Source organism: Rhizobium sp. HT1-10 (genome assembly GCF_049472505.1).
Classification (GTDB): domain Bacteria; phylum Pseudomonadota; class Alphaproteobacteria; order Rhizobiales; family Rhizobiaceae; genus Rhizobium.
The window spans coordinates 94,884-114,427 of sequence record NZ_JBCEBQ010000005.1; the positions used below are offsets into that span (position 1 = coordinate 94,884).

The 19,544-nt window shown below is 63.2% G+C and carries 21 protein-coding genes; 16 read left to right on the forward strand and 5 right to left on the reverse strand.

Translation table 11 applies throughout. From position 1 onward, the window contains the following. Window positions 1-106 precede the first annotated feature (106 nt). The 5 genes from VH564_RS14875 to VH564_RS14895 all read left to right on the forward strand — a co-directional run bounded on the left by VH564_RS14875 (window position 107) and on the right by VH564_RS14895 (window position 6,201). Window positions 107-322: a hypothetical protein gene (locus VH564_RS14875; RefSeq protein WP_423340626.1), complete on the forward strand. Its 216-nt coding sequence runs from the start codon at window positions 107-109 to the stop codon at window positions 320-322. Between the two features lie 195 nt (window positions 323-517). Continuing rightward, window positions 518-1,777 carry an arsenic transporter gene (locus VH564_RS14880; RefSeq protein ID WP_423340827.1) on the forward strand — a complete coding sequence of 420 codons (1,260 nt, stop codon included), beginning with the start codon at window positions 518-520 and terminating at the stop codon, window positions 1,775-1,777. A gap of 135 nt (window positions 1,778-1,912) precedes the next feature. Continuing rightward, window positions 1,913-3,634, forward strand: coding sequence for a DUF1800 domain-containing protein (locus VH564_RS14885; protein WP_423340627.1), 1,722 nt, complete (start codon window positions 1,913-1,915; stop codon window positions 3,632-3,634). A gap of 10 nt (window positions 3,635-3,644) precedes the next feature. Further along, window positions 3,645-4,811 (forward strand): DUF1501 domain-containing protein, encoded by a 1,167-nt coding sequence (locus tag VH564_RS14890; protein WP_423340628.1) that lies wholly within the window; start codon window positions 3,645-3,647, stop codon window positions 4,809-4,811. A 202-nt stretch (window positions 4,812-5,013) separates the two neighbouring features. Then, complete coding sequence (locus VH564_RS14895; RefSeq protein ID WP_423340629.1) at window positions 5,014-6,201, forward strand: acyltransferase family protein; 1,188 nt, start codon at window positions 5,014-5,016, stop codon at window positions 6,199-6,201. A gap of 12 nt (window positions 6,202-6,213) precedes the next feature. On the opposite strand, the gene VH564_RS14900 is transcribed toward VH564_RS14895, so the two are convergent. Beyond that, entirely contained in the window at window positions 6,214-6,603 is a 390-nt protein-coding gene (locus VH564_RS14900) for an acyl-CoA thioesterase (RefSeq protein WP_423340630.1), read from the reverse strand. Window positions 6,604-6,786: 183 nt separating this feature from the next. Between VH564_RS14900 and VH564_RS14905 the strand changes: the two genes are divergently transcribed. The 5 genes from VH564_RS14905 (at window position 6,787) to VH564_RS14925 (ending at window position 11,482) form a co-directional block, all read left to right on the forward strand. Beyond that, on the forward strand, window positions 6,787-7,983 hold the full coding sequence (locus tag VH564_RS14905; RefSeq protein WP_423340631.1) for an extensin family protein: 1,197 nt from the start codon (window positions 6,787-6,789) through the stop codon (window positions 7,981-7,983). A gap of 183 nt (window positions 7,984-8,166) precedes the next feature. Next, the gene (locus VH564_RS14910) at window positions 8,167-9,093 is read left to right on the forward strand and encodes an ABC transporter ATP-binding protein (RefSeq protein ID WP_423340632.1); all 927 of its coding nucleotides are present in this window, start codon (window positions 8,167-8,169) and stop codon (window positions 9,091-9,093) included. After that, window positions 9,090-9,851, forward strand: coding sequence for an ABC transporter permease (locus VH564_RS14915; protein WP_423340633.1), 762 nt, complete (start codon window positions 9,090-9,092; stop codon window positions 9,849-9,851). Before VH564_RS14910 ends, VH564_RS14915 begins: the two co-directional genes overlap by 4 nt. Window positions 9,852-9,934: 83 nt before the next feature. Further along, on the forward strand, window positions 9,935-10,678 hold the full coding sequence (locus VH564_RS14920; RefSeq protein ID WP_423340634.1) for a glycerophosphodiester phosphodiesterase: 744 nt from the start codon (window positions 9,935-9,937) through the stop codon (window positions 10,676-10,678). 84 nt (window positions 10,679-10,762) lie between these two features. Next, on the forward strand, window positions 10,763-11,482 hold the full coding sequence (locus VH564_RS14925) for a carbon-nitrogen hydrolase family protein (protein ID WP_423340635.1): 720 nt from the start codon (window positions 10,763-10,765) through the stop codon (window positions 11,480-11,482). A gap of 32 nt (window positions 11,483-11,514) precedes the next feature. Here the strand turns inward: VH564_RS14925 and VH564_RS14930 are convergent, their stop codons facing one another. From VH564_RS14930 to VH564_RS14940, 3 genes are read right to left on the reverse strand one after another with little or no spacing between them, the layout of a single operon-like run. After that, on the reverse strand, window positions 11,515-12,216 hold the full coding sequence (locus tag VH564_RS14930; protein ID WP_423340636.1) for a retropepsin-like aspartic protease family protein: 702 nt from the start codon (window positions 12,214-12,216) through the stop codon (window positions 11,515-11,517). After that, on the reverse strand, window positions 12,213-12,398 hold the full coding sequence (locus tag VH564_RS14935; RefSeq protein ID WP_423340637.1) for a DUF1289 domain-containing protein: 186 nt from the start codon (window positions 12,396-12,398) through the stop codon (window positions 12,213-12,215). The genes VH564_RS14930 and VH564_RS14935 overlap by 4 nt, the downstream gene beginning before the upstream one ends. 18 nt (window positions 12,399-12,416) lie before the next feature. Continuing rightward, window positions 12,417-13,193: an adenosylcobinamide-GDP ribazoletransferase gene (locus tag VH564_RS14940; RefSeq protein WP_423340828.1), complete on the reverse strand. Its 777-nt coding sequence runs from the start codon at window positions 13,191-13,193 to the stop codon at window positions 12,417-12,419. Window positions 13,194-13,338: 145 nt separating this feature from the next. On the opposite strand from VH564_RS14940, the gene cobT reads away from it, so the two are divergent. The 3 genes from cobT (at window position 13,339) to VH564_RS14955 (ending at window position 16,062) form a co-directional block, all read left to right on the forward strand. Then, on the forward strand, window positions 13,339-14,367 hold the full coding sequence (gene cobT / locus VH564_RS14945; protein WP_423340638.1) for a nicotinate-nucleotide--dimethylbenzimidazole phosphoribosyltransferase: 1,029 nt from the start codon (window positions 13,339-13,341) through the stop codon (window positions 14,365-14,367). Between the two features lie 114 nt (window positions 14,368-14,481). Next, complete coding sequence (locus tag VH564_RS14950) at window positions 14,482-14,865, forward strand: diacylglycerol kinase (RefSeq protein ID WP_423340639.1); 384 nt, start codon at window positions 14,482-14,484, stop codon at window positions 14,863-14,865. 114 nt (window positions 14,866-14,979) lie between these two features. Beyond that, window positions 14,980-16,062 (forward strand): hypothetical protein, encoded by a 1,083-nt coding sequence (locus VH564_RS14955; RefSeq protein WP_423340640.1) that lies wholly within the window; start codon window positions 14,980-14,982, stop codon window positions 16,060-16,062. Here VH564_RS14955 and VH564_RS14960 read toward each other — a convergent pair whose 3' ends face one another. Further along, a complete protein-coding gene (locus tag VH564_RS14960) occupies window positions 16,063-17,589 on the reverse strand; it encodes a sensor histidine kinase (protein WP_423340641.1) in 1,527 nt (508 codons plus the stop codon). 120 nt (window positions 17,590-17,709) lie between these two features. Between VH564_RS14960 and VH564_RS14965 the strand changes: the two genes are divergently transcribed. The 3 genes from VH564_RS14965 (at window position 17,710) to VH564_RS14975 (ending at window position 19,474) form a co-directional block, all read left to right on the forward strand. Beyond that, window positions 17,710-18,279, forward strand: coding sequence for a thermonuclease family protein (locus tag VH564_RS14965; RefSeq protein ID WP_423340829.1), 570 nt, complete (start codon window positions 17,710-17,712; stop codon window positions 18,277-18,279). Continuing rightward, on the forward strand, window positions 18,276-18,917 hold the full coding sequence (locus tag VH564_RS14970) for a uracil-DNA glycosylase family protein (protein ID WP_423340642.1): 642 nt from the start codon (window positions 18,276-18,278) through the stop codon (window positions 18,915-18,917). The genes VH564_RS14965 and VH564_RS14970 overlap by 4 nt, the downstream gene beginning before the upstream one ends. 68 nt (window positions 18,918-18,985) lie before the next feature. After that, window positions 18,986-19,474, forward strand: coding sequence for an Lrp/AsnC family transcriptional regulator (locus VH564_RS14975; RefSeq protein WP_423340643.1), 489 nt, complete (start codon window positions 18,986-18,988; stop codon window positions 19,472-19,474). Window positions 19,475-19,544 lie beyond the last annotated feature (70 nt).

Here is a 19,544-nt window from a genome sequence, read left to right on the forward strand (position 1 = left end):
TCAGTTCGTTACCGCACGGAACGGACGACGAGTCAAATAGATAGCGGTCTGGGCGGTGTTTTTCGGCCTGCGACTTTGGCTATGATCATCAGGCGGAGATTGGCTTATGAGCGACGCACCGACGAAACGACCGACCGCCATCACCAAGATCGATGCGACCAACGAGGCTGCCTACCAGCTGATCGATGCGCGCGATAGCGCCCGGGAAGCCAAGACCACGCGGCTGCGCGCCTTGCGCCTTGCCAAGGAAGAGGCAGATGCCAAGGCCGCCGCCGAGGCTCCGCCGAAGAAAAAGGCGACCCGCAAGAAGGTGGCCGAGTAATCTTGCGCAACGGCGCCCATCCGCCACCGCCTCAGGAAGGGCGATGTACAGCCATGTGATCCACCGCGTCGGCGCTGCGTAAAGGGCCGGCCGCGCGGTTGGGTTTCGACACAGCCGGCGGGCACAGATATTGGATCGACGGACAGGAGATACAGACATGCGGGCAACGCCAAAGATGCAGCGCAGCCTGCGATGATGTCTGCCGTATCGCTTACCTGGGGCATCGCCGCGCTGACGGCGCTTGGTGTCATCACGCGTCCGTTCCGCTGGCCGGAAGCTATCTGGGCAGTGGCCGGCGCGGTGCTGCTGGTTGGCTTGGGGCTGCTGTCGCTGCCGGAGGCCTGGATCGGCGTAGGCAAGGGGCTCGACGTCTATCTGTTCCTGATCGGCATGATGCTGCTCTCCGAGCTTGCCCGCAGTGAAGGCCTGTTCGACTGGCTGGCAGCGATCGCCACCAGCCGCGCCAAGGGATCGCCGATCCGGCTATTCACGCTGATCTATGTCGTCGGCACCGTGGTCACCGTCTTTCTTTCCAACGATGCGACGGCGGTGGTGCTGACACCGGCCGTCTACGCCGCTGCCAAGGCCGCCAAGGTCAAGGAGCCGCTCCCCTATCTGCTGATCTGCGCCTTCATCGCCAATGCCGCGAGCTTCGTGCTGCCGATCTCCAATCCGGCCAACCTGGTGATCTTCGGCGGCGGTCATATGCCACCGCTCGGGCGCTGGATGGCGACGTTTGCGGTGCCGTCGGTCGTCGCCGTCATCTCGACCTACGTGCTCCTTTACCTCACCCAGCGCCGGGTGCTGGCGGCAGACAGCGTCGCCTCCGACGTAGCGTCGCCGCATCTGTCCGGCACGGCAAAGCTCGCCGGTGCCGGCCTCGTCGTGACAGCGGTGATTCTGATCGGCGCTTCGGCGCTCGGGCTCGATCTCGGGCTGCCGACCTTCGTGTGCGGCCTGGTGACGGCGGCATTGATCGTCGTGGTCGGTCGCGAAAGCCCGATGGAGACATTGCGCTCGATGTCATGGAGCGTGCTGCCGCTGGTAGCCGGACTTTTCGTCGTCGTCCAGGCGCTGGAGAAAACCGGCCTCACCAAGATGCTCGCCGACTGGCTCTCTTCTGGCGCCGCCGATGCGCCCGCCCAGACTGCGGCGGTCGCCGGCGTTGCCGTCGCCTTCCTCGCCAACCTCGTCAACAACCTGCCGGCCGGACTGGTGGCAGCCGGCGCGGTTCAGGCAGCGCATGCCTCCGACACCATCTCCGGAGCGATCCTGATCGGCGTCGATCTCGGCCCGAACCTCTCGGTCACCGGATCGCTGGCGACCATCCTCTGGCTCTCGGCGCTCCGGCGCGAAGGCATAGAGGTGAGCGCCTTGGCCTTTCTGAAGCTCGGCGTCGTGGTGATGGTGCCGTCGCTGGTGCTGTCGCTGCTGGCGCTGATCGCCCTCGGCTGACGCGCCGAAGGCGCGGCCCCGTGCTCCGTTACAAGTTGTCCATGTCCGGAAAAAGCCGCAATTTCTGAACATTGCCGACGCAATCGGCTGTCAGCATGGCCCTGTTCGTAGTCTCGAAGAGATAGGGCAGCGGCGATGAGCGTTTCCTTCCAAACGATGGCGGCAATCCGGTTCGGCTACGGTTTCAAGCCCGGCGAGCCAGTTCCTTCCGACAAGCGCGCCTTGCTCGAACAGGTCCGGGGCGGTGCGGCCAGTGCGCCGCTGTTTCCGATCGGCGGCATCGAGGCCCGCCGCAAGGCCATCGCCGACGCTGCGGACGCCTTGCAGGCCATCCGCAAGGGCAATGCGGCCGATCCCGACAAGCGGGCTGCGGAAAATGCCATGTATCGGCGCCTGGGGGAGATGTCCCAGCGCGACATCGATGCCCGCATCGCCCAGGCGGTGTTCTCGCCGAACGGCTTCTACGAGCGGCTGGCCAGTTTCTGGGTCAACCATTTCTCCGTCAGCCTGCAGAAGACCCAGCAGATGCGGCTGATCGTGCCGCTGTTCGAGGCAGAGGCGATCCGGCCGAATATCGGCAAGCCTTTTCCGGAGCTGCTGAAAGCCGTGACCCGGCATCCGGCGATGCTGATCTATCTCGACCAGGCGCAGTCGATCGGCCCGGATTCGCCTGCAGGCCTCAAGCAGAAAAAGGGGCTGAACGAAAACCTGGCACGCGAGCTGATCGAGCTGCATACGCTCGGCGCCGGCAGCGGCTATAGCCAGACCGACGTGCGATCGGCCGCCATGGTGTTGACCGGTATCGCGCTCGATCGACAGGGGCTGACGGCGGAGTTCAAGCCGGGAATGTCGGAGCCGGGAAGCCACGCCGTGCTCGGTGTCAGCTATGGCGCAAAGCCGCGCAGCGAGGCCGATTATCTCGCCATGCTCGACAATCTCGCCCTCCATCCGAAGACCGCCCAGCATATCTGTCGCAAGCTGGTCGCGCACTTCATCGCCGACCAGCCGCCGCAGCCCATGATCGACGTCATGGCCGATTGCTGGAACAACACCAAGGGCGACCTTTCCGCGGTCTATGCGACGATGCTCGATCATCCCGACGCCTGGAGCGGCGAGGGCGCCAAGGCTCGTTCCCCGTTCGATTTCGTCGTGGCGGGGCTGCGCGCCCTGAACCTGCCGAAAAATCCGCTGGCCGACAGCGCCGCCACGCAAAGCCTGACGGTCGCTGATGTCGGGCCGGGGATGGAAGGTCCGGCGGCCTCGCCGGCACCGACTGCTCCGCCCCCATCCTCCGCACCGCCGGCAGGAAGCGCCGCGCCCATGGCTGCCGATAGCCGCGCCGTGCCGGTGCCGGCTGGCAATGCGGGCCACGACGGCAATGCTGCGGCAGCAATGCCAGCGCCTGCCGCTATGGACGCGGCAAAACACGATGCGAGGGCGCCCATAGGTGCAACGATGACGGCTGGAACAGCGTTATCACCGGTCGGTGACCCTGCTGCGGAAGTGCTAAGGCGCAAGCAGGAGCAGGCGGCGCTGGAGGCCATTTTCTATGTGCCATCAGGCCTTGGGGTCTATGCGCTCCGGCGCATGGGGCAGCCGGTCTGGCAGCCTTCGAGCCCTGCCGGCTTTCCCGAAAATTTCGACGCCTGGATCAATGCCAGCACCCTGTCGGAGCGGCTGGCGTGGTCGCGGCGCGCGATCGGACGCTATGGCAAGCAGACCGACCCCCGACAGTTTCTGAGGGATACGCTCGGCGATGCGGCGCGCGAAGACACCATCCGCGTCGTGTCGCAGGCACCGAGCCGGGTGACGGGGCTGATGCTGGTGCTTGCCTCGCCAGACTTCAACAGACGCTAGGAGCAGGACCATGTCCATTTCTCGCCGAAGCTTTCTCGCCTCCGCCTGCTGCCTGGCGGCAGCCCCGGTCTTCACCCCGCTCAGCTTCGCGGCGATGCCCGGCGACAACAGGTTCGTCACCATCGTTCTGCGCGGCGCAATGGACGGGCTGGATCTGGTGCAGCCCCACGGCGAGGCGGCGTTCGCCGCCCTCAGGCCCGACATCGCCATGCGGCCGGATCAGGGTTTGCTCGACCTCGACGGATTCTTCGGCCTGCATCCCGCCGCCGCCGGGCTGATGCCCCTGTGGCAGCTGAAAGAGCTCGCCTTCGTGCATGCCGTCTCGACGCCCTATCGGGACGCCCGCAGCCATTTCGACGGACAGGACATGCTGGAATCCGGTGGCGATCATGTCGCCGAGGAAAAGACCGGATGGCTGAACCGGGCGCTGGCCGTCATTCCGCGCTCGACGGCGCGCAAGGCGATCGACATCAACACCTCGACGGAGCTGATCCTCTCTGGCCCGAACATCGCCGATGTCTGGGCCTCGGACTCGACGCTCGGCACGGGTGCCGACGAGGCGCAGTTCCTGAAGCGTCTCTATGCCAACGATCCCGTCTTCGCCAAGGCGATGGACGAGGCGACCCGCGCCGACCAGGCGGCAGAGATGGGGATGGCACCGGGCACCAAGCGCGGCGAGCAGATCGCCGACATCGCCTCGCTGGCCGGCAAGATGCTGCTGCGCGATTACCGCATCGCCAGCTTCTCCATCAATGGCTGGGATACCCATGTCCAGCAGGTCAACCAGTTCAAGAAGGCCGCCGGCGATCTGACCGAGGCCATCCTCACGCTCAAGAACACGCTCGGGCCCGAGGTCTGGAAGACGACTGTCGTGTTGGCCATGACCGAATTCGGCCGCACCGTCCGCCAGAATGGCTCGGGCGGCACCGACCACGGCACGGGCGGTTGTTGCCTGCTTGCCGGTGGCGCGATTGCGGGCGGCAGGGTGCTTGGCAGATGGCCCGGCATCGGCGATCACCAGTTGCTCGACGACCGCGACCTGATGCCCACTGCCGACGTGCGGGAAGTGGCCGCCGCCATGCTCTACAAGCAATTCGACGTCCCCCCGGGCGACCTTACAGCGAAGATCTTCCCGGGACTGGATTTTAGCAAGGGATCGCAGTTCCTGAAGGTCTAGGTGTTGCGCGCGAGCGCAGTGGCACCGAGCCGGCGGCAGTCTTCTAGATCAATGCAGTCGAACCACCAGAGCCAATGCTCTGGTGGGGATACACCTCCATTTACCCCTCGTTAACGCCTTTTCCATAACCTCTGATTGCAGGAAATCGTTCTTATATTAGAGGATGGTTGTATTTATCTTGCTGCCATCGGGGTGTGAGGGCATGGCAGAGAAGGGCGAAGATACGCGTCGTCATGACCTGGATTTCATCAGGGTCGGGCTCTTCGGCCTGCTGATCGTCTATCACGCCGGTCTCGTCTTCGGGACAAGGGCCTGGCTGGTGCATACGGATAGCCCCAGCCGAGCCTTCGATGTCATCTCGCTTGTCCTGCACCCCTGGCGCATCAGCCTGCTGTTCATGATCTCGGGCATCACCACGGCCATGCTGGCCAAGCGCCTGTCGCCAGCGGCTATTCGCGGCATGCGCTCGCGCCAGCTCATTCCGCCTCTGCTGTTCGGGATCTTCGTCATCGTACCACCGCAGATCTACGTCGCTGCCACGGCGATGTTCGGCCTGAACATGTCCTATCTCGACTTCTGGCTGACATGTCTGCGCTTCGGCTCGATCGCCGGGCGCGACGGAGCGCCCATCTCGCCGCTCAGCCTGGAGCATCTTTGGTTCATTGCCTATCTCTGGGTCTATACCTTCCTGCTGACGCTGGCGGTTGCCCTCGGCGGCGGCCAACTGGCGAGGATCGAGGCAGCGAGCGCACTAGTGTTGCGCGGCTCCGGCGTGCTGATCTGGCCGGTCCTATACCTGGCGGCGCTGCGGCTCTGCCTCTATCCGATCTTCGGCGAATCGCTCTCCGTCAGTCAGGACTGGTATACCCATCTCGTCTATTTCAGCTTCTTTCTGTTCGGCTACCTGATCGCCGACAACAGGCAATTCTGGGACGCCATGGTCGCGCGCCGCGGTCAGGCGGCGCTGATTGCCGGCCTGTCGCTGACGGTGATGATCGGCCTGTTCCTGGTCTTCCCCAATCGCAGCGGCGGCACCGGCATCCTCATCGTCGGCAGGATCGTGCGCTCGGCCTATCAATGGTCGACGATCGTCGCGATCCTCGGTGTCTGCCGCATGGCGATCAAGCGGCCGCACCGCGTGATCAGCTACCTCAACGGGGCGATGCTCAGCTACTACGTCATGCACCAGACGATCCTGCTGCTCTTCGCCTACTGGCTGCAGCAGACCTATGGTCTGGGCGCGGGGTCGTTTGCGCTCATTATCGGCGTCACGGCCGTCGGTTGCGCCGCGACCTATGAAATCCAGCGCCGGACCTTGCGGCTGCTGACCTCTCGCAGACCGTCGGTTACGATCCCCATGGTTGCCGGCAGCTCTTCGCCGCCCGGCTGACCCAGGGGGGCTTCAGTCCAGGGCTGGGACCGGCTTCGGCTTGCCGTCCTCGGCCAGCGCCACCATGATGAAGGTGCCCTCGGTGACCTTCTCCATCTTCTCGTAGCGGGAGCGCTGCGCCCAGGCTTCGATCAGCAGCGTGATCGAGGTCGTGCCGACTCGGGTGATATGGGTGTAGATGCTGAGCGTGTCGCCAATCTTGACCGGCAGCTGGAAGGCCATCTCCTTGACGGCGGCGGTGACGACGCGGCCCCGGGCCCGTTCGGCGGCGCGAATGCCGCTTGCCAAGTCCATCTGCGCCATGACCCAGCCGCCGAAGATATCGCCGGCGGGATTGGCATCGGCGGGCATCGCCAGCGTGCGCAGCGTCAGTTCGCCTAACGGCTTGGCGGTGTCGTTCATCTTGGTCGCTCCTGGCCTTGTTGTGGTCGTCACCCTAGGGCAAATCATCGCGATTGCAAAAGGGGGCCGTCGTATTTCCTGTGCGGATCCGGGGCGATTGCCGGCGCTAAGCTTTCATTCACCAATATTGCTTAAATTTGAACGGAATTGCCGATCGCTCGCGGCGGCGGAAGTGGTGACTGTATGGCGTATTATCCCTTTCTCCGGCGGGCTTTTTTCCCCGTCCTGCTGTCTTCGGCCCTGGTTGCCTGCTCGGCGGAAAGCCTGGTACCGCCGGCAAGCGTCGACAGGACCACGCGCGTCAGTTCGATCCAGCCGCGCCGCGCGGTCGCGCCTCAGGCGCAGTATTCCTACCAGACCACCACCAAACCGGTGAGTACGGCCTCCGTCGATTATCTCGACACGCCGAACCTTGCCGATACCGGTCGGGTCAGCAGCGGGCGCGTACCCGCCGCATCGGGCGGAGAAGACGTCGCGGCGACGGCAAGCGCGCCGTCCGCTTCGGAAGGCGTCAACATGGATGCCGAACTCGGCGTCGGCGGCGCGTCGCAGCCGATTGTCGGGCTTGCCCAGGAGGAAGAACAGAATATCGCCGAGGGTCAGTCGGAAGAGCCTGTGGTGGACGGCATCGGTACCGACAATCCGGTCCAGTCGAACCGATCGATGATGCTCACCAGCGCCGAGACGCGCGCGCCGCAATCGCGGTTGCCTCGGGTTCAGGGGCAGCAGGTGGCGATGCTGCCGCGTGCGCAAAACCCGATGGCGTCGAGCGAACCGCAATATGACGCGCCGCCGGCACCGCCGCCGCTATCCGCCGCCATGCCGAACTCGGAGCTGCAGTGTCGCCAGCAACTGCGGCAGCTCGGCGTCGTCTTCCAGGACAAGCCGGCGATTTCCCAGGGCGCAGCCTGCCAAGTCCCATATCCGGTATCGTTGCGCGGGCTGTCGGGAAACATCGCGGTGCGGCCTGCCGTCACGCTGAATTGCCAGGTGACGCTCGCCTTTGCCAAATGGGTCAAGAACGAGCTCGCGCCTTCCGCCCGGCTTCGCTACCTCTCGGGTATCTCGACGATCATCCCGCTCGGCGGCTACTCCTGCCGGCGGATGAACAACAGCGCTCAGCGCTACAACCCGATGTCCGAACACGCCCATGGCAATGCCATCGACGTCGGCAAGTTTGTCTTGAAGAACGGCCATGCGATCGACATCCGCAAGAAGGGACTATTTTCCTTCCGCGAGGGTGCGCTGCTGAAGGCGGTGCGCAGTGACAGTTGCAACTATTTCGACACGGTAATGGGGCCCGGCAGCAACAAGGAGCACTGGAACCACTTCCACTTCGACCTGCGCGAGCGCAAGGGCGGCCGACGCTATTGCAACTGAGCCATGACGGTCCCGGCAGCGCGATCACGATCCATCGGTAATCTGACTTTTGAATGCGCGGGCGATTGGAGCGGTCGCATATCGCGAATAGATTGTTCGTGCTTGACACTCTGGCAAACGACAAAGGTGAGGTTATATAGCGGGCTGTTGCTGAAAAAATAATCCAAGAGCCCGTCCGCGCCCATGCCCCCGATCGTATCCATCCGTAATCTCACCAAAACCTATGGCAATGGGTTTCAAGCGCTGAAGGGTATCGACCTCGACATCCAGAAGGGCGAAATCCTGGCGCTGCTCGGACCGAACGGTGCCGGCAAGACGACGATGATCTCCATCGTCTGCGGCATCGCCAATCCAAGCGGCGGTACAGTGCTTGTCGATGGCCACGACGTCGTCAAGGACTTCCGCGCCACCCGGTCGCTGATCGGGCTCGTGCCGCAGGAACTGACCACCGACCAGTTCGAGACGGTCTTCAACACGGTAAGCTTTTCGCGTGGCCTCTACGGCAAGAAGGCCGACCCGGCCCATATCGAGCGGGTTCTGCGCGACCTGTCGCTGTGGGACAAGCGCGACAACACGCTGCGCGAACTCTCGGGCGGCATGAAGCGGCGGGTTCTCATCGCCAAGGCGCTTAGCCACGAGCCGCAGATCCTGTTTCTCGACGAGCCGACCGCCGGCGTCGACGTGACCTTGCGCAAGGACATGTGGCAGGTGGTCGAAAAGCTGCGCCAGAAGGGCGTCACCATCATCCTGACCACCCACTATATCGAGGAAGCCGAGGAGATCGCCGATCGCGTCGGCGTCATCAACGGTGGTCGGCTGCTGCTGCTGGAGGAGAAGACCGCGTTGATGGCCAAGCTCGGCCGAAAGCAGCTCATCCTCGACCTGACCACGCCGATCACAGGACTCCCACCGGCGCTTGAAGGACGGGGGCTCACCATCGGTGCCGGCGGCGCGTCCCTGATCCGCGAATTCGATGCCGGTGGGGGCCAGGGCGACATCGCCGCGCTGCTGACCGACCTCAACGCAGCCGGCATCACCTTCAAGGACCTTTCGACGCGGCAAAGCTCGCTCGAGGATATTTTCGTCCAGCTCGTCGGAGACGATCAATGAATTTCGAGGCCGTCAAAGCCATCTACATGTTCGAAATGGCCCGCACGCGCCGCACGCTGCTGCAGAGCGTGGTCTCGCCGGTCATCTCGACGTCGCTCTATTTCATCGTCTTTGGCGCAGCCGTCGGCTCGCGCATCCAGGAGGTCGATGGCATTTCCTATGGCGCCTTCATCACCCCCGGCCTGATCATGCTGACGCTGCTCAGCCAGTGCATCACCAACGGCTCCTTCGGCATCTATTTCCCGAAGTTCGTCGGCACCATCTACGAGGTGCTGTCGGCACCTGTCGCCATGACCGAAATTGTGCTCGGCTATGTCGGGGCGGCCGCGACCAAGGGCTTGCTGATCGGCGCGATCATCCTGCTGACCGCCAATTTCTTCGTCCATGTGACGATCATGCATCCCTTCATGATGGTGCTGTTCTTCGTGCTGACGGCAATCACCTTCAGCCTCTTCGGCTTCATCATCGGCATCTGGGCAAAGAACTTCGAGCAGCTCAACCTCATCCCGATGCTGGTCGTCCCGCCTTTGACCTTCCTCGGTGGCAGCTTCTATTCGATCAGCATGCTGCCGCCGGTCTGGCAGGCGGTCAGCCACTTCAATCCAGTGCTCTACCTCGTCAGCGGCTTCCGCTGGAGCTTTTACGGCATCGCCGACGTCAACCCATTGATCAGCCTCGGCATGGTGCTGTTCTTCCTGGCGATCTGCCTGACCACCGTCTACTGGATCTTCCGCACCGGCTATCGGCTCAGAAACTGATTTCCCAAAGCGCTCCCCGTCGCATCTTCGATACAAATGCGGGCTAGAGAACAGCTGTTCCTGGCCTGCGATTGGAGACGCGGATGATATCGACCTGCTGGACGGAAGCGTCACCGGCAAAGACGTTCGTCATCGCCCATCGCGGCGGCGCGGCGCTGGGGCCGGAAAACACTGCTCAGGCCTTCCGCGCGGCCCTGGACGCGCGCGCGGACGCGGTCGAGACCGACGTTCGCCGCAGCGCCGATGGCGCGCTCGTCTGCCTGCACGATGCCGATCTCCAACGGCTTTGCGGCGATCCACGGGAGGTGGCCGAGCTCGACCTTGCGGCGCTTCAGGCGCTTGTTCCCGGCCTGCTGACGCTGGAGGCGGCAATTGCCGCGTCCGCACCGCTTGGGCTGCTGCTCGACGTCAAACTGCCCGATGAAAGCTGTCTCGCCGAAATCATTGAAGCCGTCGAGGCCGGCGGGGCCTTGGAGCGGACGATGCTCGGCCTGCGCCATCTGACCCACATCACGGTTGCCCGTTCCTTGGGCCCTCGGATCGGCATACTCGCGCTTCTGCCGGACGCCGATGCCGAGATCGAAGCGGCTGCAGCCGGTGCCGACGGGTTCCGTTTCTGGCAGGGTGAATTGACGGCCGACCGCGTCGCCCTGGCGCGCCAGGCCGGAATGAAGGTCGTGGTGATGGTCGGACAGCCGCGCAACGAGCCGCTGCCGGAATATCCAGCCTTCCCCGTTGGGCAGGTGGATGCCGATGGGCTTGCGAAGATCCGCGAGCTTGCCCTTGATGCCATCATGCTGGACGATCCTCGACTGTTGACCGCATGAGTCGAAAACCGCAGCCGCGGCCTTCAGGCGTCGGGCCGGGACCTAAAGCGAACCGAAAGCCCGACTGCGCCGGAGGGAGCAGAGATGAGAATTGCCGCCTTCCAGCGTTTCGCGGTCTTCGACGATGTCCGCTCGGCGATCGAGGTGATCCACAGCGACCTCCTGGCAGCCGACGAAAAAGGCGCCGATCTCGCCGTCTTTCCCGAATGTTTTCTGCAGGGCCACAGCTACGACCGTGATCTGGTCGAGAGGCTGGCGATGGCCATCGACGATCCCGCTCTGCTGGAGATGCTGAAGGGCCTGTCGTCTGTGCGAGCATCAGCCGTAATCGGCCTCTTCGAGCGGCGCGGCGAGAGCATCCACAATAGCGCCATGCTGGTGGAAGCGGGGCAGGTGACGGGTGTCTATGCGAAGATCAATCCCTTCGAGGACGGCTGCACGCCTGGGTCGGGATTTCCCGTCTGGCATCGCGCGGGTTTCACCTTCGGCATCAATATCTGCAGCGACCTGCGCCGCCCCGATGCGTCTGCCGCGCTGGTCGAGCAAGGGGCCGGGTTGATCTGCTGCCCGCTGAACATGATGCTGCGACGCGAGAAGGCGCCTTTGTGGCGCGAACCGGCGCTGGAAGCCTTGCGCAATTGCGCCCGCGATAACCATGCGTGGGTCGTGTCTGCGGACGTGACAGGCGACGGCGCCGACGGCTGGACGAGCTTCGGCTGCACCGCCGTTGTTGATCCAGCCGGGACCGTCGTGGCCCAGGCTGCAGAAGGGGTGGAGACGATGCTGGTGTTCGATATCGCGTAACGAGCCGGATCTTCCAATCTGCGGCGCTCCGATCAGTCCCGAAGCCTGAGTTCGTCTGTCTGCATCTGCATCGAGCCGAGGGTTTCGAGGAAGGTCATGCCGAGCAGGCTCTGGTCGAGCTTGCCGGCCTCGGCGACGGCGGCGCTGACATTCTGGCGGTCGATCGGGCCTATGCCGACCGTCTTCAGCATCACCGGCGCCGCCCGGCCACGGCCGTTGGCGGTCATGATCGTCATCCCGTAGGTCATGCTGTCCGGGTCGAGGCCGATGCGCCTGGCGTCGGCCTGGGTGAGGGCCAGCAGGCTCGCGCCGGTGTCGACCAGCATGTTGATGCGGTGGCCGTTGATCGTCACGTCGGCCTCGAAATGGCCATTCAGCCGCTTGTGGAGGATCACCTCCTGGCCGCCCTCGCTTGTCGTGACGACGAAGGCGTGGCCCGGGAGCAGGCCGGCCATCAGGCGGTTGCCGACATCAGCGGCATCCCCGCGGTAGACAAAGGCGGTCGCCAGCCCCAGCAGGATGACCAGCCAGATGAACAGGTTTCGCAGCGTCTCGCTGACATTGCGGCGGCTCGCCCAGATGCCGGCCGCCAGCATCAGCGAGATCGGCAGCAGATAGACCATGCGACCGAAATCGTCATTGTCGATGCCGAAGGTGGTGCCGCTATCGTGATTGAACACCAGCAGCGCCAGGCCGATGGCGAGGATGCCGAGAAAGACGGTGAGGCGGCTCATTCGCCGGCGTCCAGGGTGGGTCGGAGTTCGGCCAGCCTTGCCGGTAGCCGCGTCATGATCTCGCTGCGCTCCCCGTCGTCATATTGCGACCAGCCGGCGATTTCGGTGAGCGTGCGGCCGCAGCCGAGGCACAGATCGCTGTCGGCGTCGATACGGCAGATGAGGACACAGGGACTTTGCATGCGCTCCATATCGGGTGTTCAGACGGCCATGGCAAGAGCGCAGAATATGGCGATTTCGGAAATCTGCTGGGTGGCGCCGATGGTGTCTCCGGTATGGCCGGACAGACGCTTTTTGACATAGGCGGTGAAGGCGAGGGTTGCGACCGCCGACAGCGCCAGCACGTCCAGATAAGCGATCGTCGACAGGTTCGGCCAGAGGAGCAAGGCCGATATGGCGATGCCGCCGACGAGGGCGACGAGGGCCGGCCAGGTATGCGGCCGCCCGGCTGCGGCAGCGACACCATCGGGCCGGGCGAGCGGCAGAACATGCCAGTGCCAGACGAGGGCTGCGCGGCTGAGCGCATAGGCTGCCGGCAAGGTCAGCGCTGCTGGCACCGGCGGGAGGCCGCGGGCGATAGCGGCAAGCGCCGCGGCACGAAGGGCAAAGGAGAGGATGAGCGCGATGGCGCCATAGGTGCCGATCCGGCTGTCCTTCATGATGGCGAGCGCCTTGGCGGCATCTCTGCCGCCGCCAAGCCCATCGGCGGTGTCGCTGAGACCGTCCTCGTGCAGGGCGCCGGAGATCATCGTCTGTACCGTGAGCGTCAGCAGCGCAACCAGCAGCGGATCGACGCCCGCAGCCGCCAGCAGTCCGAACAGGAGCGCGGCGGGCAAAGCGATCAGCGCCCCGGCGAGCGGGAAGGCGCGGGCCACGCGGGCAAGATTGCCGTCATCGCCGGCAAAGACCGCCGAGGGCATGCGGATGCGACTGAGGAAGCCGATGGCACGGGCAGTATCGAGTGCGTAGGCGGTGATGCCGGCAAAGCGGGTGATGGCGGCCTATCCTTTGTGCTGCGGCTCCCGGACGACGCTTTTGCGGTTGTTCGCCTGGGCTTCCGTCAGTATGAGAGTCGTCCAGCAAAAAAGCCGATTTGCGACTAAAAGACAAGGAACCACCAGAATGAGCGTCAGCGGCCTTCCCTTCGACGATTTCCGGGCGCTGTTGCGCGATCTGCCGGGCCCGGACCAGCGCGCGCTTGTCGATGCCCGCGAGCGCGACAAGCATCTGACCAAGCCCCCGGGCTCCCTCGGGCGGCTCGAGGAGATCGCCTTCTGGCTGGCTGCCTGGAGCGGCCGCAAGCCGTCGATCACCCGGCCGCTGGTGGCGATCTTCGCCGGCAACCACGGTGTGGCGCGCCAGGGCATCACGCCCTTTCCGCCTGAGGTGACCCAGCAGATGGTCGAGAATTTCTCGGCCGGCGGGGCGGCGATCAACCAGATCTGCGTTGCCTACGATCTCGGGCTGAAGGTCTTCGACCTGGCGCTGGATTATCCGACCGGCGATATCACCGAGGAGGCGGCCTTGTCGGAACGCGACTGTGCGGCAACCATGGCCTTCGGCATGGAGGCCATTGCCGGCGGCACGGATCTCCTCTGCATCGGCGAGATGGGCATCGGCAACACCACCATCGCTGCTGCTATCAACTATGCGCTCTATGGCGGCTCGGCCGAGGAATGGGTCGGACCGGGCACGGGCTCCCAGGGCGAGATGCTGCAGCGGAAGATCGCGGTGGTCGAAAAGGCGGTGGCGCTGCACCGCGACCATCTGTCCGACCCGCTCGAGATCCTTCGGCGCCTCGGTGGTCGCGAAATCGCCGCAATAGCCGGCGCCATTTTGGCTGCCCGTGTCGAGCGGATACCGGTCATCATTGACGGCTATGTCGCGACAGCAGCCGCCGCCGTTCTCAAGGCTGCCAATCCCGCAGCCCTCGACCACTGCCTGATCGGCCATGTCTCCGGCGAGCCCGGCCATCTCAAAGCCATCGAGAAGCTCGGCAAGACGCCGCTGCTGGCGCTGGGCATGCGGCTTGGCGAGGGTACGGGCGCAGCCCTTGCGGCCGGCATCGTCAAGGCCGCCGCCGCCTGCCATTCCGGCATGGCAACCTTTGCCGCCGCTGGCGTCAACGACGGACACGGCCACACGCACTAAATCTGCGCTTGGGCAACGGCGGGTCGGCCCAGGGCCGGCTCGCCCTCACTTGAATTGTGTTCCTGGGTTCTGTATGCGCAAGGCCTCAAACGCCAGAGGCGCGGGGACCAGACATTGTCGAAATCAGCAGTCACCAAGGAAACCGGCGTCCGACACTTCTTCGCTGCCGCCGGCTATTCGTGGGGCGGTTTCCGCCGCCTCGTGCGGGAGGCGGCGTTTCGCCAGGAGCTGCTGTTCTTCGCCGTCGCGCAGATCATCCTCGTCGCCACCGGTGTCGGGCTCGGTGATATCCTCGTCTCGATCCTGCTGTTTCTGGGCCTGTTTGCGGCCGAGGCCTTGAACACGGCGGTGGAAGAGGTGATCGACCGGATCTCACCTGAGATGTCGATCGTCGGCAAGCACGCCAAGGACCTCGGTTCCTTCGCGGTATTCTGCATGCTCCTTGCCTGCGGCCTGCATCTGGCGTTTACGGTCTTTGCGCATTTCTATCTGGTTTGATAGCTCGGAATAATGCATACTTTTGGTATGTAGCAACGCACCTACTACCTACAATCTAGGGTGTTGATTTCTTCGTAATTCTCCGTAAGTTCAGAACTTGGTGGGGAAACAGAAGTGATGTTCGTCAATAGCCAAGAAGATCGAAGCGCCCTTCAAAGAGATAAACACGCAGGGTTCTTAGCGCGTGTCGGTTTGACGGCAATGTTTGCTGTTTTGATTTCACTCATTCTTTCGCAATTCAGTGGGTGGGCGGCAGCTATAGGGATAGGTGGATCTATTCTCGGAGCGGGTGTTGCGGTTGGAGGCTTCCTCGGTTTCTTGTTCTCAGTGCCTCGGATCCTGACAAAGGAGGCAGTGGGCGACGAAGGGCGACAAGCGAAACCGGTGAAATCAGAGGACCCTCGGCGGGCCCGCCTTTTGGCTTCCAATACCAATCTTGAGCGCATCTCAGAGTGGCTGACGACAATGTTGGTCGGGGTGGGACTGTCTCAGTTGACGCTTTTGGGCGCCAAATTTCAAATGTTCGCCGACTTTCTCGCAAGCCATGCCAAGGTGTTCGGTACTGGGTCGACGTCTCATGCTGGCGCTTTGCCCGTCGTGGGGCCGTTCCTTCTCATCTTTGGCATCGTCAGCGGCTTCGTTTTCTTATATCTTTATACGCGCATCTACCTTTCTCCACTTTTTCAACATGTTGAGGAGGTTTTTGGAGAGAGGGGGGAGCCTGGACAGGAACTGCTGAAGGTCGGGCAGCCGGAGGTTCAGGAAGCCGCAGCGCAGCTCGCCCAGGCTTCAGAAAGTCCCTCAATGACGTATGCTGCTGGTGCGGCGAGTCTTTCCGTCAATGAAAGTTTGGATGTCATCTTCAATCTGCTTTACGAAAAGGATGGCTATGAGAAGGCAATCGCCATTGGGAATACAATTGCAGGTACAAGTGCGGCAAAGCTACCAAAGTATTGGTTCCTGATGTGCGCTGCTCTCGGGCAGAAGCATCATCAACTTAAGCTCAAGGGTTCTTCTGCTGACGATCTCAGGACAATCCGAAACGCAGTTTTGGACGCCGCACGACAGGCTGTTCGCCTCGACCCAAAATACAAGAAGCGCCTGACAATGCTGCTAGATCCGAATGGTAGGGATAACGATCTTCAAGACTTTGCGGATGACGACGATATGCGTCGGATACTGTCCCTCAACCCCTGATCAGGCGAAGCTCTTGCGCTTCCTGTCGACGGGCATCGTCTTCTCCGCTGGCAGCGTCTGGAGAACGCGTTTGGCGGGGAGGATGGCGATGGCTTCGGTGCCTTCGCGCAGCTTCGACTTGAGGACGAACTGACCGTCATGCTTGGCAAGGATCGCCTGGACGATCGGCAGTCCGAGGCCGGTCCCCTGTTCGGCGCTCTTGATCGCGATCGATCCCTGTCCGAAGGCCGAGAGCACGATCGGGATTTCCTCTTCCGGAATGCCCGGGCCGTTATCCTTGATCGATACGTATTGGCCGCCGCTCGAGGTCCAGCCAACCTTGACCATGACTTCGCCGCCCTGTGGGGTGAATTTAACGGCATTCGACAGGAGGTTGAGGATGACCTGGCGGAGCGACTTCTCGTCGGCCCAGACCGATGGCAGCGATCCCTCGAATTGCTGCAGGATCGAAATGTTCTTGCCGCGCGCCCTTAGCTGCACCATGCCGATGCAGTCCTCGGCGACATCGAGCACCGAGATGGCTTCCTCGCTGAGGTCGTATTTGCCCGCCTCGATGCGCGAGAGGTCGAGGATTTCGTTGATCAGGTTGAGCAGGTGCTGGCCGGAGCTGTGAATGTCGTCGGTGTATTCCTTGTAGGTCGGGTTGTTGAGCGGCCCCATCACCTCGGCCGACATCACCTCGGAAAAGCCGAGGATGGCGTTAAGCGGGGTGCGCAGCTCGTGGGACATCGAGGCGAGGAAGCGCGACTTTGCCAGATTGGCCTCCTCGGCGCGCCGGCGGGCTTCGTCCGACATCGCCTTCGCGACCTCGAGCTCGGCGATCAGGTCGTCCTTCTCGGACTGGAAAGACAGGATCTTGACGTTGAATTGAAAGATCCGGTCGCCAATGAAGACGAAGAACAGCACGGCGGCGGCAAAGGTGGAGGCCAGGCTGACATCGAGAATGTCCCGCGTCACGAAGGCCCGGAGGCAGAGAGCCGCGACAGCCGGCGCGAAGGCGTAAAGCACGCTTCGGGGCAACAGGAAGTTCGACATGGCCATCACGCAGAGCGCAACGAGCAGGGTCGCGCCCTTGTAGAGCAGGAAGCTTTCGCCGGTGCAGGTGGCGCAACCGTTCAGCGCGAAAAGAGCCCAGCAGCAGCCGAGGAAGACCTGGCCGCAGAGCAGGATGCGGCGCCAGGTCTGAGCGCTTTCGACGGTGATCTGCTGCCGGCTGGCACGCTTGCCGAGGATCAGGTTGACGGCATGGATGCTGAGCGTCAGCAGCGCCCAGGCGACGATGGCGATGTCCTGGGTAACGCAGACGCCGAGGGCCGCGACGACCACGACGAAGAGCGGTACCAGGCTGGCACCCTGCAGCATGTTCATTATATACATCGTCAGCAATTCGCGGTCGAAACTACCGACATGACCGGATTGCAAACGCTCGCGGGTCTGCCGCACGGCCTTCGACACCGCCTTGTTGCGATGCTGGCGGGACCGATCCACAATGATCTTGTCTGATGATATGCTGACGCCGGTACTCATGTGCGCGATACTTGTTCTGCAGATGCCGAGAGAGTATGCGGCAATCCTTAAAAAGATGCTGCCAGGCAAGGATTTGTTTGCCATCTTCGGGAAGGAGTTGTTTTGGAAAAAGGCGGAAAGGTGGCGCGGTCGGGCGGACTGGCGCGCGATAGCTTCATGACGTTTGCTTTTCTGGCGCTTCTGGGATTGCTCGCATGGAAGTTGAACAAGCCGGTGGAAACCCTTTCATTCGAAAGATTTTCTGTCATCGACGGATACAGCCTTGCCAGCGGCGAGCAGCGGTTTCGGCTGCGGGGCATCGACGCGCCCGAGCTGCGGCAGCAGTGCCGGCGTGAAGGACTGTCCTGGGATTGCGGCGTCGCGGCGCGCGCGGCGCTGGGCCAGTTGCTGCCCGGCGGGCGCGCCGAATGTCGGGGCGGACAAAGGGATCGCTACGACCGGTTGCTGGTGACATGCGTGGCCGGCGGGTTGGAGGTCAACAGGGAAATGGTCCGGCGCGGCATGGCCGTTTCCTATGGCGAATACCAGGCGGACGAGGCGGTGGCGAAGGCGGCAAAGGTCGGGCTCTGGGCCGGCAGCTTCGAGCGGCCGCGCGACTACAGGCGGGACGGCGGAGTGACAGCCCGGCGCGGAGATGACCCCTTGGCGGCCGTTGGCGACACCATCCGCGGGTGGATCGGCTGGCCATGACCGAGATTGCCGAGGAAGATGGGCTGCAGGCGCTGCGCCGGAGTGTCGCTGCCTGTCGCATCTGCCGCGACGCACCGGCGCGGGGTATGGAGGACCGGTTGCCCCATGAGCCGCGGCCGGTGACGATCATCTCATCCAAGGCGCGGATCCTGATCGCAGGGCAGGCGCCGGGTCTGCGGGTCCACCAGAGCGGCCTGCCGTTCGACGATGCTTCGGGAGACCGGCTGAGGCAATGGCTCGACGTCGATCGGGCCGCCTTCTACGACCGCGATCGCTTCGCCATCCTGCCCATGGGCTTTTGCTTTCCCGGCTACGATGCCACCGGCAGCGATCTTCCGCCCCGGCGCGAATGCGCGCCGACCTGGCGGGCGACGGTGCTTGCCGCCATGCCGCAGATCGAACTGGTGCTGACGATCGGTCAATATGCCCAGGCCTGGCATCTGGGGCCAGCCCGCAGGAAGTCCATGACCGAGACCGTATCTGCCTGGAAGCAATATCTTTTGATCAATGACGGGGTGCCCGTTCTGCCCCTGCCGCATCCGAGCTGGCGCAACAGCGGCTGGCTGAAACGCCATCCGTGGTTTGAGGCCGAACTTCTGCCCGTCCTGCGAAATCGGGTGAAAAACCTCGGAATCTGAAACGAGTTTCTTTTCTTCCCTCGGAATCGCGCTATAGAGAGAATATATTTCGAACAAGGACATTGGGGATGGACCGTCTCGATAGAAAGATCCTGCGCCTTCTGCAGGAAGATTCCACGCTTGCAGTCGCTGATCTTGCCAAGAAGGTCGGCCTTTCGACCACTCCTTGCTGGCGCCGCATCCAGAAGATGGAAGAGGATGGCGTCATCCGCCGCCGCGTGGCGCTTCTCGACCCGGTCAAGGTCAACACCAAGGTCACGGTCTTCGTGTCGATCCGCACCGCCAGCCATTCGATCGAATGGCTGAAGCGCTTCTCGGAAGTGATCGGCGAGTTTCCCGAAGTTGTGGAATTCTACCGCATGAGCGGCGATGTCGATTACCTCTTGCGGGTGGTCGTGCCCGACATCGCGGCCTATGACGCCTTCTACAAGCGGATGATCGCCAAGATCGAAATCCGCGACGTATCTTCGGTCTTCGCGATGGAGCAGATCAAGTACTCGACGCAATTGCCGCTCGACTACATGCTTCTCGACGCAGGCAAGTCGAACGAAGAGTAACTGGCGGGCGGCCTGTCATCGGGCCGCTTGCTTTATCATTGACAGGCGGCACCCGGCCGCCTGAGGATAG

What these genes read in the sequence shown, in the direction of transcription:
- VH564_RS14875 (WP_423340626.1), top strand. Translation starts at nt 107, where the DNA reads ATGAGCGACGCACCGACGAAACGACCGACCGCCATCACCAAGATCGAT.
- VH564_RS14880 (WP_423340827.1), top strand. Translation starts at nt 518, where the DNA reads ATGTCTGCCGTATCGCTTACCTGGGGCATCGCCGCGCTGACGGCGCTT.
- VH564_RS14885 (WP_423340627.1), top strand. Translation starts at nt 1,913, where the DNA reads ATGAGCGTTTCCTTCCAAACGATGGCGGCAATCCGGTTCGGCTACGGT.
- VH564_RS14890 (WP_423340628.1), top strand. Translation starts at nt 3,645, where the DNA reads ATGTCCATTTCTCGCCGAAGCTTTCTCGCCTCCGCCTGCTGCCTGGCG.
- VH564_RS14895 (WP_423340629.1), top strand. Translation starts at nt 5,014, where the DNA reads ATGGCAGAGAAGGGCGAAGATACGCGTCGTCATGACCTGGATTTCATC.
- VH564_RS14900 (WP_423340630.1), bottom strand. Translation starts at nt 6,603, where the DNA reads ATGAACGACACCGCCAAGCCGTTAGGCGAACTGACGCTGCGCACGCTG.
- VH564_RS14905 (WP_423340631.1), top strand. Translation starts at nt 6,787, where the DNA reads ATGGCGTATTATCCCTTTCTCCGGCGGGCTTTTTTCCCCGTCCTGCTG.
- VH564_RS14910 (WP_423340632.1), top strand. Translation starts at nt 8,167, where the DNA reads ATGCCCCCGATCGTATCCATCCGTAATCTCACCAAAACCTATGGCAAT.
- VH564_RS14915 (WP_423340633.1), top strand. Translation starts at nt 9,090, where the DNA reads ATGAATTTCGAGGCCGTCAAAGCCATCTACATGTTCGAAATGGCCCGC.
- VH564_RS14920 (WP_423340634.1), top strand. Translation starts at nt 9,935, where the DNA reads ATGATATCGACCTGCTGGACGGAAGCGTCACCGGCAAAGACGTTCGTC.
- VH564_RS14925 (WP_423340635.1), top strand. Translation starts at nt 10,763, where the DNA reads ATGAGAATTGCCGCCTTCCAGCGTTTCGCGGTCTTCGACGATGTCCGC.
- VH564_RS14930 (WP_423340636.1), bottom strand. Translation starts at nt 12,216, where the DNA reads ATGAGCCGCCTCACCGTCTTTCTCGGCATCCTCGCCATCGGCCTGGCG.
- VH564_RS14935 (WP_423340637.1), bottom strand. Translation starts at nt 12,398, where the DNA reads ATGCAAAGTCCCTGTGTCCTCATCTGCCGTATCGACGCCGACAGCGAT.
- cobT (WP_423340638.1), top strand. Translation starts at nt 13,339, where the DNA reads ATGAGCGTCAGCGGCCTTCCCTTCGACGATTTCCGGGCGCTGTTGCGC.
- VH564_RS14960 (WP_423340641.1), bottom strand. Translation starts at nt 17,589, where the DNA reads ATGAGTACCGGCGTCAGCATATCATCAGACAAGATCATTGTGGATCGG.
- VH564_RS14970 (WP_423340642.1), top strand. Translation starts at nt 18,276, where the DNA reads ATGACCGAGATTGCCGAGGAAGATGGGCTGCAGGCGCTGCGCCGGAGT.
- VH564_RS14975 (WP_423340643.1), top strand. Translation starts at nt 18,986, where the DNA reads ATGGACCGTCTCGATAGAAAGATCCTGCGCCTTCTGCAGGAAGATTCC.